This is a genomic window from Streptomyces sp. NPDC126499, assembly GCF_040302485.1.
GTDB lineage: Bacteria > Actinomycetota > Actinomycetes > Streptomycetales > Streptomycetaceae > Streptomyces.
Window position 1 is genome coordinate 254724 of record NZ_JBEOUO010000005.1, and the last position, 13940, is coordinate 268663.

At 74.4% G+C, this 13940-nt stretch carries 16 protein-coding genes; 6 read left to right on the top strand and 10 right to left on the bottom strand.

The window, feature by feature from the left end; genetic code table 11:
- Positions 1-30: 30 nt before the first annotated feature.
- Positions 31-1149, top strand: coding sequence for an NmrA family NAD(P)-binding protein (locus tag ABTZ91_RS09675; RefSeq protein WP_407077925.1), 1119 nt, complete (start codon positions 31-33; stop codon positions 1147-1149).
- Here ABTZ91_RS09675 and ABTZ91_RS09680 read toward each other — a convergent pair.
- On the bottom strand, positions 1134-2090 hold the full coding sequence (locus ABTZ91_RS09680; protein WP_352076587.1) for a YafY family protein: 957 nt from the start codon (positions 2088-2090) through the stop codon (positions 1134-1136). The genes ABTZ91_RS09675 and ABTZ91_RS09680 overlap by 16 nt on opposite strands.
- 56 nt (positions 2091-2146) lie before the next feature.
- Between ABTZ91_RS09680 and ABTZ91_RS09685 the strand changes: the two genes are divergently transcribed.
- Positions 2147-2635 carry a hypothetical protein gene (locus ABTZ91_RS09685; protein WP_352076588.1) on the top strand — a complete coding sequence of 163 codons (489 nt, stop codon included), beginning with the start codon at positions 2147-2149 and terminating at the stop codon, positions 2633-2635.
- 158 nt (positions 2636-2793) lie between these two features.
- Positions 2794-3210 (top strand): hypothetical protein, encoded by a 417-nt coding sequence (locus ABTZ91_RS09690; protein ID WP_352076589.1) that lies wholly within the window; start codon positions 2794-2796, stop codon positions 3208-3210.
- Here ABTZ91_RS09690 and ABTZ91_RS09695 read toward each other — a convergent pair.
- Complete coding sequence (locus ABTZ91_RS09695) at positions 3197-3943, bottom strand: class I SAM-dependent methyltransferase (protein ID WP_352076590.1); 747 nt, start codon at positions 3941-3943, stop codon at positions 3197-3199. The two genes, ABTZ91_RS09690 and ABTZ91_RS09695, sit on opposite strands and share 14 nt — an antisense overlap.
- Before the next feature lie 83 nt (positions 3944-4026).
- Positions 4027-4332 carry a 4a-hydroxytetrahydrobiopterin dehydratase gene (locus ABTZ91_RS09700; protein WP_352076591.1) on the bottom strand — a complete coding sequence of 102 codons (306 nt, stop codon included), beginning with the start codon at positions 4330-4332 and terminating at the stop codon, positions 4027-4029.
- 99 nt (positions 4333-4431) lie between these two features.
- On the opposite strand from ABTZ91_RS09700, the gene ABTZ91_RS09705 reads away from it, so the two are divergent.
- Positions 4432-5256 (top strand): helix-turn-helix transcriptional regulator, encoded by an 825-nt coding sequence (locus ABTZ91_RS09705; RefSeq protein ID WP_352076592.1) that lies wholly within the window; start codon positions 4432-4434, stop codon positions 5254-5256.
- Here the strand turns inward: ABTZ91_RS09705 and ABTZ91_RS09710 are convergent.
- From ABTZ91_RS09710 to ABTZ91_RS09735, 6 genes are all read right to left on the bottom strand, one after another.
- On the bottom strand, positions 5246-5662 hold the full coding sequence (locus ABTZ91_RS09710) for a hypothetical protein (protein WP_352076593.1): 417 nt from the start codon (positions 5660-5662) through the stop codon (positions 5246-5248). The genes ABTZ91_RS09705 and ABTZ91_RS09710 overlap by 11 nt on opposite strands.
- 262 nt (positions 5663-5924) lie before the next feature.
- A complete protein-coding gene (locus tag ABTZ91_RS09715; RefSeq protein ID WP_352076594.1) occupies positions 5925-6089 on the bottom strand; it encodes a hypothetical protein in 165 nt (54 codons plus the stop codon).
- A 57-nt stretch (positions 6090-6146) separates the two neighbouring features.
- Complete coding sequence (locus ABTZ91_RS09720; RefSeq protein WP_352076595.1) at positions 6147-6449, bottom strand: hypothetical protein; 303 nt, start codon at positions 6447-6449, stop codon at positions 6147-6149.
- 125 nt (positions 6450-6574) lie between these two features.
- Entirely contained in the window at positions 6575-8029 is a 1455-nt protein-coding gene (locus ABTZ91_RS09725) for an amino acid permease (RefSeq protein WP_352076596.1), read from the bottom strand.
- Between the two features lie 66 nt (positions 8030-8095).
- Positions 8096-10378 (bottom strand): phage holin family protein, encoded by a 2283-nt coding sequence (locus ABTZ91_RS09730; protein ID WP_407077926.1) that lies wholly within the window; start codon positions 10376-10378, stop codon positions 8096-8098.
- Positions 10379-10581: 203 nt separating this feature from the next.
- Positions 10582-10986, bottom strand: coding sequence for a recombinase family protein (locus ABTZ91_RS09735; RefSeq protein WP_352076597.1), 405 nt, complete (start codon positions 10984-10986; stop codon positions 10582-10584).
- A gap of 380 nt (positions 10987-11366) precedes the next feature.
- Here ABTZ91_RS09735 and ABTZ91_RS09740 point away from each other — a divergent pair, with 380 nt between their 5' ends.
- Both ABTZ91_RS09740 and ABTZ91_RS09745 read left to right on the top strand, forming a co-directional pair.
- A complete protein-coding gene (locus ABTZ91_RS09740; RefSeq protein ID WP_352076598.1) occupies positions 11367-12188 on the top strand; it encodes an MBL fold metallo-hydrolase in 822 nt (273 codons plus the stop codon).
- A 49-nt stretch (positions 12189-12237) separates the two neighbouring features.
- Positions 12238-12882 (top strand): VTT domain-containing protein, encoded by a 645-nt coding sequence (locus ABTZ91_RS09745; RefSeq protein ID WP_352076703.1) that lies wholly within the window; start codon positions 12238-12240, stop codon positions 12880-12882.
- Here the strand turns inward: ABTZ91_RS09745 and ABTZ91_RS09750 are convergent.
- Entirely contained in the window at positions 12862-13899 is a 1038-nt protein-coding gene (locus ABTZ91_RS09750; protein WP_352076599.1) for an MBL fold metallo-hydrolase, read from the bottom strand. The two genes, ABTZ91_RS09745 and ABTZ91_RS09750, sit on opposite strands and share 21 nt — an antisense overlap.
- Between the last annotated feature and the right edge of the window lie 41 nt (positions 13900-13940).

Consider the following 13940-nt stretch of genomic DNA (forward strand, 5'->3'; position numbering starts at 1 on the left):
AACGGGCGCCCCGCCCACGAGCCTTGAGCCATGACGACGAACATGACGACGGACGTGACCTCGGACGTGACGACGGGCCTGACGACGGACGTGACGACGGACACGGACAACGCGCGGACGGTGCTGGTCACGAGCGCGACGGGCAAGACCGGGCGGCGCGTGGCGCGGCGCCTGGCGGAGCACGGTCTCCGGGTGCGGGCGGGCTCGCGCACCGGCACCACCCGATTCGACTGGGCGGACGCGTCCACCTGGTCCCCGGCCCTGGACGGCGCGGACGCCGCCTATGTCAACTACTACCCCGACCTGGCCGCTCCGGAGGCCGCCGGGGCGCTGCGGACCTTCGGCGAGCTGGCGGCCGCGCACGGACTGCGCAGGCTCACCCTGCTCTCCGGGCGCGGCGAGCCCGAGGCGGTGCGGGCGGAGGAGGCGCTGCGCGCCTCCGGAGTCGAACTCACCGTCGTACGGGCCGCGTTCTTCGCCCAGAACTTCGACGAGGGACTGCTTGCGGAGGGCGTCGCGGCCGGCACGATCGCCTTTCCGGCGGGTGGCACGGCGGAGCCGTTCATCGACGCGGACGACCTCGCGGACGTGGTCGTGGAGACGCTGGTCGGGGACGGGCACGCGGGTCTGGTGCACGAGCTGACGGGGCCGCGGGCGCTGACCTTCGCGGAGGTGGCGGCGGAGATCTCCCGCGCGTCCGGCCGTGAGGTGGTGTACGTGCCGATGAGCGAGGCGGAATGCGCGGGCCTGCTGGGCGGGTTCGGCATGCCGGAGGAGGAAGCCGCCTGGCTGGCCGGTCTGTTCGCGGACCTGCTCGATGGGCACAACACGCCGGTGACGGACGGGGTGCGGCGGGTGCTCGGCCGTGAGCCGCGCGAGTTCTCGGCGTACGCGGCACGGGCGTTCGGTCCGGAGACGGCCGCTCAGGCACCGGATCAGCCCGCGCTCCAGGCGCCGGCCGGGGCACCCGCACCGGCCCCGGCTCAGGCGCCCGCTCCGACGTCCGCCCAGGCAACCGCTCCGGCCCTGGCCGAAGAGCCCGCCCACGGACCCGCCCCGGCGGCGGCCCAGGCAACCGCCCCAGCCCTGGCCGAAGAGCCCGCCCACGCGCCCGCGCTCGCCCCGGCGGCGGCTCAGGCACCGGCGTAACGCTCGGCCAGGGTCCGTACGGTGGCGGCGATCCGCTCGCGGAGGTCCTCGGGGGCGAGGACCTCCACCTCCGTGCCGAGGGCGAGCAGGGTGTCGTGGGCGTGGTCGGGTCCCTCGACGGGCAGGGTGGCGCGGGTCCAGCCGTCGGGCTCGGGGGTGCCGTTCTCGGCGAGCGCGCGGGCGGCGGCGCCGCTCAGCCGGGTGGCGCCGCGCGGCGAGATCCGGACGAGGACCTCGCCGCGGTGCAGCCGCGCGTGGAAGTCCTCCTGGCTGGCCCGCCAGTGGGCGGCGAGGTCGAAGCCCTCGGGGACGACGGCCTCCTCGTCGGTCACGGTGAGGTCGAGGATCTGGTCGACCCGGTACGTACGCGGTCCCGGCCCGGCGACCAGGTACCAACGGCCCGCCTTGAGCACCAGCCCGTACGGCTCCAGGCGCCGGTCGACGTCGGTCGGCTCCTTCCAGCGGCGGTAGCGGACGGCGAGCACGCGGCCGGCGCGTACGGCGTCGGCGACCTGCGGCAGGAAGGGCGCCCCGGTGTCCCTCGCGTACCAGCCGGGCGCGTCGATGTGGAAGCGGGCCCGCAGCCGGTCGACGTGCTCGCGCAGCGGTGCGGGCAGGGCGGCCCGCAGCTTCAGTCGGGCGTCGGCGAAGTGCCCGCCGAGCCCGAGCTCGTCGGCGGCGGCCGGCAGCCCCGCGAGCACCAGGGCCTCGGCCTCGCGGGCGTAGAGGCCGGTGAGCCGGTTGCGGTGTCCGGCGAGCAGCCGGTAACCGCCGCGGTGCCCGGCGTCCCCGTACAGCGGCACTCCGGCGGCGTGCAGCGACTCGACGTCCCGGTAGACGGTGCGGACGGAGACCTCCAGCTCCGCCGCGAGCTGGGCGGCGGTCATCCGGCCACGGGTCTCCAGGAGCAGCAGGATCGTCACCAGACGGCTCGACTTCACCGGCACAAGATATCCACTGACACAAGGTGTCAGTGGAGTGTTCCTACAGTCCGGCCATGGCTTTCGCGGAGAAGTACCTCAACGTCCTGGAGCCGGTCGTCGTCGGCGGCCGGCACGTCAAGCGCTACCACGTCACCGCCGACCCGGCCGGCATCGCACCGGAGGTGGAGAAGGCGGCGTACGCGCTGCTCCCCGAGCTCCTCCCCGAGCCCGACGGCACCCCGGCGGCGAGCTTCGCCGTGCTGCACCGGGGCGGTGACTCCGGCGCGTACCTCAACGTCTACAGCTGGGTCTGGGACAACGTCCTGCACTTCTCCGGTGCGGCCGCGGGCCAGCCGGCCCTCGACTGTCCGGACCTGGACCCGACGCACTTCGTACGGACCGCGCCGGGAGCGCGCAACTGGATCGGCTGCGTGTGGGAGCTGGCCCCGCTGGGTCACGAGCGCGCGGCCTGGGCGCGGCACGTCCTCGCGCCCGACACGCCGGACCTGGCCGGCTACCTCCGCGACTCCCTTCTCTCTGGCACGACGGAGGTGCGGGCGTGAGCGGCGACGCCTCCGGGGCAGGGACCGGGGCAGGGACCGGGGCGGGGGCCGGGGCGGGGGCCGGGGCCGGGGCCAGCCCCGGGGCCGAACCGGGTGGCCTCTTCGGCGACGGCTCCGGAGGGGGAGTCGGCTTCGGCTTTCTCGACGGCCGGTGGAGCGTGCGCAACCGTCGTCTGACGGACTTCCTCGACCGGGACAGCGGCTGGGAGGAGTTCGACGGGTACACGACGGGCCGGCTCTTCTGGGACGGCCGGGCGCATGTCGACGAGATCGTCTTCCCGTCGAAGGGGTTCAGCGGTCTGACGCTGCGGCTGTACGAGCCGGAGACCGCGGAGTGGACGCTGAACTGGTCCCACAGCGGGACCGGGAGGCTCGATCCGCCGGTGCGAGGCCGGTTCGGCCCCGACGGGACGGGCGAGTTCTTCGGCGACGACGCCTACGCGGGGCGGCCGGTGCGGGTCCGGTTCCGCTGGTCGGGGATCACCGCCGACACGGCTCGCTGGGAGCAGGCCTTCGCGCCGGCCGGTACGCAGGCGTGGGTGACGAACTGGGTGATGGACTTCAGCCGCGCCTGAGGTAGCACGCCAGCGCGTACACGGGGTCGGCACGGGGGCGGTCCTGGTCGGGCAGGCCGGCGAGGGCGGCGCACAGGGCGTCGGTGTCGGCGGTGGTGCCGCGGAACCAGGAGGCGTAAGAGCCGTGGCGCAGCTTCTCGGCGGTGCGGCGCGGCGTGGTGCCCTGCCCGTGTCCGGTGAAGGTGGTGCCGGGCGCCGGGCTCAGGCCGTGGGCGGCGGCGTACGCGGTGACGCGTGCGGCGTCGTCGGAGGCGGAGCCGGTGGCGCGGTGGGGGCGGAGCACCGCGTCGATGTCGCTGCCGACGTCATGGGCGGCGTCCTTGTCGACGGTGGTCAGGAACACGCCGCCGGGCCGCAGGACCCGGGCCGCCTCGGCGACGATCTGCTCGGTGAAGGGCACGAGGTGCAGCAGCCACACGGCGCTGACGGCGTCGACCGATCCGTCCGGCAGCGGGAGCCGGCGGGCGTCGGCGCGCACGACCCGGCCCGGGACGCGGCCGGCGGCGGTGCGCAGCATGGCGTGGGCGGCGTCCGCTCCGTAGACGGAGAGTCCGGGCCGGGCGAGGCGTTCGGTGACGAGGCCGGTGCCGCACGCGAGGTCGAGCAGGGTGCGGGTGCCGGGCGGCAGGAGCCGCAGCACGGCGTCGGCCGCGGCCGCGGCCCGTGGCACGCCGCCACGGGTCTCGTCGTAGTGCGCGGCCTCGGCCTCGTAGTCGAGAATCGTCTCCCCCATGGAGGGGATCGTACGTCGGGGGTGGTGCCCGGTGTCGGTCCGGTCCGGTGCGGTCCGGTGCGGTCCGGTGCGGTCCGTTCCGTTCAGTTCGCCCCGTGGCCGGGTGCCGCCGCCTCGACCCGCTCGGCCAGTTCGAAGTCCTTCTCGGTGAGGGCTCCGCCGGCGGAGTGGGTGCTGACGGCCAGCGCGACGCTGTTGTAACCGAGCGTCAGGTCGCTGTGGTGGTCGAGTTCCTGCTGGATCTGCGCAATGTGGACGACGAACGCGGTCGCGGCGAAGTGGTCGGCGAGGCGATAGGCGCGGGTGAGCCGGTCGCTGTCGACGGACCAGCCCGGCAGCTCGCGCAGGCGGTCCTCGATCTCCTTCTGCGACAGTGGCTGTGTGGGCACGTGGTGCTCCCTCCGGTCGTACGGCTGTGGCGGTGGTGCGTGATGACGGAGCGGTCCCGGGGAAAGTACCCGGGTCCCCCTCTGGGATACCGTCTGGCCATGACAACTGTCGCGACCGACACGGGTGTGGGTCCACTGCTGCGCGGCTGGCGCGAGCAGCGGCGGCTGAGCCAGCTGGAGCTGGCGCTGCGGGCGGAGTCGTCCGCCCGGCACATCTCCTTCATCGAGACCGGCCGCTCGCGCCCGAGCGAGGAGATGGTCCTCAGGCTGGCGGAGCACCTGGACGTGCCGGTGCGGGAGCGCAACGCGCTGCTGCTCGCGGCGGGTTACGCCCCGCGGTTCAGCGAGTCGCCGCTCGACGCGCCGGAGCTGGAGACCCTGCGCGAGGGGATCGAGCGGCTGCTGCGGGGCTACGAACCCTATCCCGCGCTCGTGGTGGACGGCTCCTACACGGTGGTGGCGGCCAACCAGGGCATCGGGATGCTGATGGCGGGGCTGCCGGAGCATCTGCTGACGCCGCCGCTGAACGCCATGCGGATCACGCTGCACCCGGAGGGCCTGGCGCCGCGCATCCGCAATCTGCGGGAGTGGCGCGGGCATCTGCTGGCCCAGATGGAGCGTCAGATCGGGCTCGCCCGTTCGGAGGCGCTGCGTGCGCTGTACGAGGAGGTGGCGGCGTATCCGTTGCCCGAGGGGGCCACGGATCCGGAGGACCGGGAGGACCCGGAGCCGTATCCGTACTTCGCGCTGCCGCTGAGGATCGAACACGACGGTCAGGTGCTGTCGTTCGTGTCGTCGATCTCCACCTTCAACACGCCGATGGACGTGACGGTCGCCGAGCTGGCCATCGAGACGCTCCTTCCGGCCGACCCGGCGACGGTCGCGTATCTGCAGTCGCTGAAGGAGCGCCCCCTCAACGGGTGACGGCCCGCAGAGCGGTCCACTGGAGCAGGGCGAACCCGCCGACGGTACCGGCCTGCGTCAGCGTCCACACCGCGCCGGCGGTGGTGGGCTCCAGCCAGACGAAGAGCGCGACGACGCTGAGCGCCGCCCACAGCAGGTTGGCGTCCACCACGGCCTTGACGCCGAGGACGGGGGGCTGCGGGCGGCTCGCCAGCCAGGCCACGCCGGCGGCGAACACGGTGAGGAAGACGCCGAGTTCGAGCAGCAGACCGCGGTCGACGCCGAGGAAGTCGCCGATCGGTCCGGGGGCGGCGAGGTAGGCGAGCCCGTTCCCGCCGGTGACGACGGCGTCGAGGGCGAGGAACCGGCGCACCATGGACCGCGGCTGGGTGGTGCGGGAAAGACCGGCGAGCAGGGTCTGGGACATGGTGGATCACCCTCCGATGAGGCGTAACGGACGACCGGGGCACCGGCCCTCGGACGGAGTGCGCCGCCCGGGACCCGGTGACCACGAGCATGCCGGGGCGGGCGGAGCGGGTCGATTACGCGGGAGGTAATGGGGATCTTCATGGATCCCGGATCCAATATCCCGGATCCAATATCCCGGGATCCGGATATTGGATCCGGGGATATTGGATATTGGATCCGGGATCCGCCGGTCTCCGGCGGATCCCCGCGCATTCCAGCGGTCAGTCCCTCCGGCCCTCCGGCTCGGCCGACCGCGTCGATGAAGTGGTGTGCGCGGTGGCCGGTTCTGTCGGGTGGGCCGGTTCGGGGTCGCCGGCGTGGTGATTCTGGCGGGCGGCCTCGGCGCGCAGCAGGGCGTTGAGGACGGCGAAGGGGTCGACGGCCATGGCGAAGCTCCTTGGGTCGGGTGGGGGGTGATGGGGGTGCGGGAGAGGTGGGTCCTCTCAGCACCGCATCACCGCCGACCGGGGAGCGTCGCCGCGCTCGGACGGTACGGAGACCAGGACGGGATGGCGGGCGGGTGTCGCGCGCCGGGGGAACCGGGGCGGGGCGGGACGCCGTACCGACCGCTGCGGCGCGGTCGCCTCGGTCTCGGCGGACTCGTGGGCCTCGGCGCCCGCGTCGGCCGTCGTGGAGACGGTCCGTGACTCGCCCCCGAAGGTCCCGGTCCCCGCGCCGGCACTCACGCCGAGGAGCGCGGCCAGCACGAGCAGCACCGCGAGCGCGAACCGGGCGAGGGGTCTCATGGAGATCCGTTCTGCCCCGCGCGGACACGTATGTGCCGGCCGTGGCGGCAGATCCGCCCGGCCGGCCTACGTTCCGGGCCCGCTTTTCACCACACCGGAGGCACCCGGGTTCCCCTCCGCGGCCCTCAGCCGGCGGTCGCCCCCGCGCGTCCCCTGCGGGCCGCCATCCCCGCGTACACCAGCACACCCGCGAAGAGGAACAGCACGCCCTGGTAGACGGCCGCGTAGCCGGAGCCGGCGACGAGCCAGAGGGAGAAGCCGAAGGCGGCGAGGGCGAGCACGCCGTCGCGGACGAGGCGGGCGCGGGAGACCTTCTCGGACTGTCCGGACAGCAGGAAGTAGATCTGCGCGGCCGTGGAGAGCAGATAGGGCACGGTGGCGGTGAAGGTGGTGATCAGGACGAGGATCTCGAAGACGCCCTTCGTGCCGGCCGTGTAGTTGTAGACCGTCAGGAGCGAGGCGAGGACGACGGTGACGAGGACGCCGACGGTGGGCACGCCGCGCCGCTTGATCGTGAAGACCTTCGGGAAGAGCCCGTCGCGGGCGGCGGCGTACGGCGCCTGCGCGCTGAGCAGGGTCCATCCGTTGAGCGCGCCGACCATGGAGACCAGCGCCATGCCGGCGACGGCCGCGCCGCCCCAGGAGCCGCCGAACATGACGTTCACGGCGTCGGAGAACGGCGCGGTGGAGGTGACGAGCTTGTCGTGGGCGACGGTGCCGAAGACCGAGAGGGTGCCGAGCAGATACAGCGTGGCGGCGCCGAGGGTGCCGAGGACGGTGGCGCGGCCGACGTTGCGGCGCGGGTCGCGGACCTCGCCGGCGCTGACGGCGGCGGACTCGACGCCGAGGTAGCTGAAGAGCAGGATCGCGGCGGAGGCGGAGACCGCGCCCAGCGCGCTGCCACCGGTCGCCTGGAAGGGGCCGAGGTTGGCGCTGTCGAAGAAGAAGAACCCGCCGATGGCCACGAGGAGCAGCGGGACGAACTTCAGGACGGTGGCGACGATCTGCACGGCGCCGACGTAGCGGGTGCCGGCCAGGTTGGCGAGCGCGGGCAGCCACTGGAGCAGCAGGGCGGCCCCGATGGTGGCGGCCTTGGAGTCGTGGATCGGGACGAGGACGTCGAGGTAGCCGACGGCGGCGACGGCGAGGGCCGCGTTGGAGACCCAGGCGGTGATCCAGTACGACCAGGCGGCGAGGAAGCCCGCGAAGTCGCCGAAGGCGGCGCGGGCGTAGACGTAGGGGCCGCCGGTCTGCGGGAGGCGGTGGGCGAGCCGCCCGAAGACGAGGGCGAGGGCGATCGCGCCGAGGGTGAGGATGCCGAAGGCGACGAGGCTGATGGTGCCGAAGGGGGCGACGGAGGCGGGCAGCAGGAAGATGCCGCCGCCGATGATGTTGCCCATGACGAGGGCGGTGGCGACGGGGAGGCCGAAGCGCCGGGCGTGGCGGCTGTTCGCCGGCTGCTCGCCCTCGCGTGCCGCCGGTGGTGCCTCCGCTGCCGCCGATGGCGCCTCCGAGGGCGCCTCCGAGGGGGTGGCAAGGAGGGTCTCGGGGGAAGACGTGCTGGTGGGGGCCGTGCTCATGGGGGGTGGTGCGCCTCTCGTCGTACAAACGCACCTATGGTCCGGTAGCTGAGACGGCGCTCCAAATCACCCGTTTTTGTCCCGCACGGCGGGGCCGTCAACCGGAAGAAATGCTTCCGTACGGCCGTTCGGCGGGGAAATCTCCAGGGGCACCTGAGGTCCCTCGCTCTCCCGCAGCCAGCCGCGCAGCACCTGGTGCACCTGTTCGGCCCCCGCCAGGTCCTCGGGCGGCGCCGTCAGCTCGCGCGGCCACATCAGGAAGGCACGCGTCTGCTCGCCGCCGAGGCCGCCGTGCGAGCCGATCTGCTCCTCGAAGGCGTGGACGGTGCCGGTCTCCGGGTCGTACATCGAGTTGACCATGATGTCGGCGACGTGCAGGAAGCCGTCCGTACGCCGCACCGCCTCGGCCGCGCCCGGCCCGAAGACGGCGAGCGGCCCGCCGTCCGCGTGGTCGGCCCGGCCGGCGTGTTCGGCGCGGTCGGCATGGTCGGTGCCGCCGGCTTGATCGGCGCGCTCGGCCTGCTCGGCCTGCTCGGCTTGCTCGGCGAGTTGCGCGAGTGGCACCTCGACGCCGTCGCGGGCGAGCACCACCGATCCGTGTTCCTCGCTCGCGACGAGCAGGAAGCCGATGCCCGGGTGCTGGGCGAGGGTGCGGAGGAGGGCCGGGTGGAGCCGGTCGATCTCCTCGCGGGTCATCCGGTGCGGCACGCCGGGGAAGGAGACGAGGCCGAGGTTGCCGGAGGCGAGCACGATCGGCTGGGGCGCGCGGGCGGCGGCCACGGCCGCCGCCTCGGCCTCGGTCTCGTCGCCGTCCGCCCCCTGGTCGTCGACGGGCCGGTGCAGCGCGCTGCGCAGGGCGTCACGGGCGGCGTCCCTGGCCTCCGAGGCACCGCCCGACTCCGTCCGGGGATGCCCCCAGGGCGTGCGCCGCACCCGGCGCGGCACCGGAAGACCGCAGCCGACCCGGACCAGGTCGCGCAGGGTGAGGCCGTAGGCGGACTCGAAGGTCTCCCCCGGGCTCTGCCCGTGGTCGGAGAGCAGCACGATCCGGTACGGGCGGGGCGCGTGCTCGGCGACCTTGGCGATCAGGGCGATCGCCCGGTCGAGCCGTTCCAGGACCTGGTCGGTGTCGCGGCCCTGCGGGCCCGAGTGGTGCGCGACCTCGTCGTAGGCGACGAGGTCGGCGTAGACGGCGGTCCGTCCGGCGAGGATGTCGCCCATCACGGCGGCGACCACCACGTCCCGCTCGACGACCGTGGCGAAGGCCCGTACGAAGGGGTAGAGGCCGCCGCGCGAGACCCGCGGGGACTCTCGGCGCAGCCGGGCGCGGGTCGACTGGACCATCTCGCGCAGGACCTCGGCGACGAAGGAGCCGGCGGTGCGGACGGCGTTGGCGGGGTCGGAGAAGTACGCGAAGTAGCCCGAGCGCGAGCGGTTGCGCCGGCCCCGGCGGGCGGCCATCGACAGGACGAGGGCGAGCTGGTCGGCGCCGCCGCTGAACAGGTTGCCCCGGGAGGCGCCGTCGAGGGTGAGCAGTCCGCCGTCCCCGGTGCGCTCGACGGCACGGCGCTGGAGCTCGACGGCGCTCGCGGGCCGGTTGCTGACCATGAGCCGGCCGGTGTCCTTCTCGTACCAGCGGAAGGCGGGCACGTCCTCGTTGGAGCCGTGCAGGATGCCGAGCTGGCTGGCGCCGGTCTGGCTCGACCAGTCCGTGCGCCAGGGGGTGAGGGCGTGGGTGGTGGCGAGCCACTCGGCGACGGTGGGCATCCGGCCGGCGGCGACGGCGTCGCACAGCACGCGGTGGCCGACGCCGTCGAGTTGGAGGAAGACGGTGCCGGGGACGGGTTCGGCGCCCGCGCGGGCGGCCCGGGGGCGGGTGCGGTCGGCGAGCCGGTAGAGGCGGCGGCGGTAGGCGTCGTCGTCGCGGACGGCGAGCGCCGTGGAGGTGGCCGAGGCGACCGCCGACATCACGGCGGCGACCACGACGGCGGTCTCGGGGGCGGCGGCGCCGCGCCCGTCGGGGATCAGCCAGAGCGCGACGAGCAGCAGCGAGCCGTTCAGGAAGAACACCAACAGGCCGAGGACGAGGGCCGGTACGAGCAGCAGCGCCCGTACGATCAGGGGCCACACCAGCGCCCCGAGCAGGCCGAAGGCGCCCGCGCCCCAGGCGGCGGTGACCGCGGTCCTGGTGACGCTGTCGCCGTCGGCGGACTGGAGCTGGAAGTCGGGGAGGAGCCCTGCCAGGGCGAGGAGGGTGAGGCTGGAGACCGCCCACACCGTGATCACCCGCAGCAGGGCGCGGCCCGCGCTCCGCCAGCGGGCGGGGATACGTCCTCGCCGTTCCGCCACGCCAGGTTCACCTTTCACCCGATTCCTGCCCCCAGCGTGGCACAACGCCCGCCGGGCGGGGGCGGGCGGACGGGTGCCCGGCGGGTGTGCGCCGGGTGGGGGACGGGGGCGCGCCGGCGGTATGACGGAGGGGGCTCGCCGGTGTACGACGGGGGCGCGCGCGAGGCGTACGGCGGAGGGCTCACCGGGCGTACGACGGGGGCTCAGGAGCCGTCGTACCCCGCGGTGGGCATGGAGAGCCTGCGGTGCACCCCGGCCTTCATGGGGGCGTCGTACGCGGGTTCGTCGAGGCCCGCGGTCTCGAGCCGCACGCCGCGCCGCTCGCACTCGGCGAAGAACGCGCGCACGTCCGTCAACGCGCGGGCGAGGACCCTCTCGTTCGGGGCCACGAAGAGGTCCACGACGCCCTCGTCGACGTCCGCCCACAGCGCCTGGTGGTCGGGCCTGATGCCGTAGCAGGACAGCTGCCGCGTCACCACGTAGCCCTTGCCGCTGGCCCAGCGGACGCACATGGCGTGCTGGCGGCGGGTGTCGACCAGGAAGGGGTCGTCGTCGAGCTCTTCGAGCGGGGTGAGGCTGGCGATCGCCGCCACCCGAACGTCGTCCATGGGGCGACCCTACTGCGTCGCGCCGCACCCGAGGAGTCTTTCGGTATACCAAGTGCGCTACCACGTGCGGTGCTCCGGCGAAGACCGGCCACGGCCCGCACGGCGTCCCCCACCACGCTCTCCTATCCCGCTCTCCGGCCCCGCCCCGGCCGCATCCCGACCGCACCCCGGCCGGGGACGTTTCGCCACGTCGCGGACACGATCCGCGTTATGGTCGAGACGGCGAGCGGGACTCGGACTCGCGGACTGGCTCTGGACGGGGACTGGCTCGGGGACGGATTCGGACACGGCCACGAGCTCGGGAACGGGGCGGACTCGGGCTCGGAACTCGGGCACGGGCACGGGCTCCGACTCCGACAGACTCGGGCACGGACTCGGGCATGGACTCGGGCATGGACTCGGCGGCGGACGGAGAGGGCGGCGTTCCGGTGGAAGTCACCTGGTGGGGTCATGCCACCTGCACGGTCGAGGACTCCGGGGTCCGTTTCCTGACCGACCCGCTGTTCGCGCGCCGGCTCGCCCATCTGCGGCGCCGGCGGGGCGCGCCGCCACCGGCGGAGGCGGCCCGCGCCGAGGCGGTGCTCGTCTCGCACCTGCACGCCGACCACCTCCACCTCCCCTCCCTCGCCCGGCTCGCCCCGGGCACCCGCCTCCTCCTTCCGTCCGGCGCGCCCCGTGCCGTACCGGCCCTGCGCCGGCTCGTCGAGCGGGGGCTGCGGCTCACCGAGCTGGCGCCGGGTGACGAGGTGTCCGTCGAGGGCGTGACGGTACGGGCGGTGCCGGCGCTCCACGACGGCCGGCGGCTGCCGTTCGGCCCGCACCGCTCCCCCGCGCTGGGTTACGTCGTCGAGGGCGAGGCCCGCACCTACTTCGCCGGGGACACCGACCTGTTCGACGGCATGGCCGAGGCGGTCGGCGCGGTGGACGTGGCGCTCCTCCCGGTGGGGGGTTGGGGCCCCTTCCTGGGGCACGGGCATCTGGACGCGGCGCGTGCGGCCGAGGTGCTCGCCGACCTGTCGCCGGCCGCCGCGGTCCCGGTGCACTACGGCACGTACTGGCCGATCGGCATGGACGCGGTCCGGCCGCACGAGTTCCACGCGCCCGGGGACGAGTTCGTCCGGCACGCCTCCCGGCTCGCGCCGAAGGTGGCGGTCCACCTGCTCGCGCACGGCGAGCGGGTCCGGCCGGAGGTGGCGCGGTGAGGCCCGGGGCGGCCGCGCGTACGGAGGGCGCCCGGTGATCGACCGGCTCATGGCGGCGGTGCGGGAACTGCCGCCGGAGTCGACGCAGCAAGCCGTCGGCTACCCGTCCCTGTTCGTCCTGGTGGCGCTCGGCGCACTGGTGCCGGTCGTGCCGACGGGCGCGATCGTGAGTTCGGCGGCGGTGGTGGCGTTCCACCAGACGTCTCCGTTCGCGCTGCTCTTCGTCTTCCTCGTGGCGTCGTTCGGCGCGTTCCTGGGCGACCTGGCGCTCTACTGGCTGGGGCGGCGGGGCGTCAGGTCCCGCAACGGCTCGCGGTGGCTGGCGGCGCTGCGCGGCCGGGCCGCTCCCGAGCGCCTCGCCCACGCGCGAGAGCGCCTGGAGACGCACCAGGTGTCGGTGCTGGTCCTTTCGCGGCTGGTGCCGGCGGGGCGGATCCCGGTGATGCTGGCCTGTCTGCTCGCCGGGATGCCGCCGCGGCGCTTCGCACGGGGCGACCTGCCGGCGTGCCTGGCGTGGGCGGCGACGTACCAGCTCATCGGCATCCTCGGCGGCTCGCTCTTCCCCGAGCCGTGGCAGGGCGTGGTGGCGGCGGTGGCGCTCACCGTACTGATCAGCGCGGTGCCGTCGCTGTGGCGGCGGCTGCGCGGCCCGCACGGGGAGCCGTCGTCGCGGTCAGGGGACGAGCACGCGTGAGGCGCCGACCGGCAGGTCCCACAGGTCCTCGCGGGGCAGTCCGGCCTTCTCCCACGCGGCCCGGACCCGGGTGAGCGGTTCGAGGACGGGCTCGGAGGACAGCACGAAGGTCGCCCAGTGCATGGGCGCCATCCGGCGCGCCCCGAGGTCCTGGAAGGCCTGGACGGCCTCCTCGGGGTCGGTGTGGACGTCGCTGAGCCACCAGCGCGGGTCGTAGGCGCCGATGGGCAGCAGGGCGAGGTCGATGCCGGGGTGGCGGCGGCCGATCTCGCCGAACCAGTGGCCGTAGCCGGTGTCGCCGGCGAAGTAGGTCCGGTGCCCGGCGCGGTCGGTGAGCACCCAGCCGCCCCACAGGGAGCGGCAGGTGTCGAGCAGGGTGCGCTTGGACCAGTGGTGGGCGGGGACGAACTCGAAGGTCACGCCGCCGAGTTGGCAGGCCTCCCACCAGTCGAGCTCGGTGACCCGGGTGAAGCGGCGACGGGTGAACCACCGGCCGAGACCGGCCGGCACGAAGACGGGGGTGCGACGGGGCAGCCGCTTGAGCGTGGGGGCGTCGAGGTGGTCGAAGTGGTTGTGGCTGATGACGACGGCGTCGACCGGGGGCAGGTCCTCCCAGCGGACGCCGACGGGGGTGATCCGGGCCGGGGTGCCGAGGATGCGGCGGGACCAGACGGGGTCGGTGAGGACGGTGAGTCCGCCGATCCGCAGCACCCAGCTGGCGTGTCCGGCCCAGGTGACGGCGAGGGTGTCGGGCCCGGCCTCGGGCAGCGGACCGGGGGCGAACGGCAGCAGCGGGATGTCGCGCAGCCCGTCCGGCCCGGGGCGCACGGCGCCCTCGCGGGCGAGCCGGGCCATGGCGCGGACGCCGGGCAGCGGCGCGGTCAGCCGGTCGGCGAAACTGCGCGGCCAGTCGTGGCGCAGCCGACCGAGGGGCTGGAGCGGGGGCGCGGGGTGCGGGGCGTGGGGGGTGCGGGCGGACCGCGGGGCCCGGGGTGGCCGTGCCGTCTGTTCCGTCATCTCTGCGGCCTCCGTCTGTGCCGTCTCATGTGTCTGTTCCG

Coding starts and splice junctions, on each gene's coding strand:
- ABTZ91_RS09675 (WP_407077925.1), top strand. CDS start 31: ATGACGACGAACATGACGACGGACGTGACCTCGGACGTGACGACGGGC.
- ABTZ91_RS09685 (WP_352076588.1), top strand. CDS start 2,147: ATGGCTTTCGCGGAGAAGTACCTCAACGTCCTGGAGCCGGTCGTCGTC.
- ABTZ91_RS09695 (WP_352076590.1), bottom strand. CDS start 3,943: ATGGGGGAGACGATTCTCGACTACGAGGCCGAGGCCGCGCACTACGAC.
- ABTZ91_RS09705 (WP_352076592.1), top strand. CDS start 4,432: ATGACAACTGTCGCGACCGACACGGGTGTGGGTCCACTGCTGCGCGGC.
- ABTZ91_RS09710 (WP_352076593.1), bottom strand. CDS start 5,662: ATGTCCCAGACCCTGCTCGCCGGTCTTTCCCGCACCACCCAGCCGCGG.
- ABTZ91_RS09715 (WP_352076594.1), bottom strand. CDS start 6,089: ATGGCCGTCGACCCCTTCGCCGTCCTCAACGCCCTGCTGCGCGCCGAG.
- ABTZ91_RS09720 (WP_352076595.1), bottom strand. CDS start 6,449: ATGAGACCCCTCGCCCGGTTCGCGCTCGCGGTGCTGCTCGTGCTGGCC.
- ABTZ91_RS09725 (WP_352076596.1), bottom strand. CDS start 8,029: ATGAGCACGGCCCCCACCAGCACGTCTTCCCCCGAGACCCTCCTTGCC.
- ABTZ91_RS09735 (WP_352076597.1), bottom strand. CDS start 10,986: ATGGACGACGTTCGGGTGGCGGCGATCGCCAGCCTCACCCCGCTCGAA.
- ABTZ91_RS09740 (WP_352076598.1), top strand. CDS start 11,367: ATGGACTCGGGCATGGACTCGGCGGCGGACGGAGAGGGCGGCGTTCCG.
- ABTZ91_RS09745 (WP_352076703.1), top strand. CDS start 12,238: ATGGCGGCGGTGCGGGAACTGCCGCCGGAGTCGACGCAGCAAGCCGTC.
- ABTZ91_RS09750 (WP_352076599.1), bottom strand. CDS start 13,899: ATGACGGAACAGACGGCACGGCCACCCCGGGCCCCGCGGTCCGCCCGC.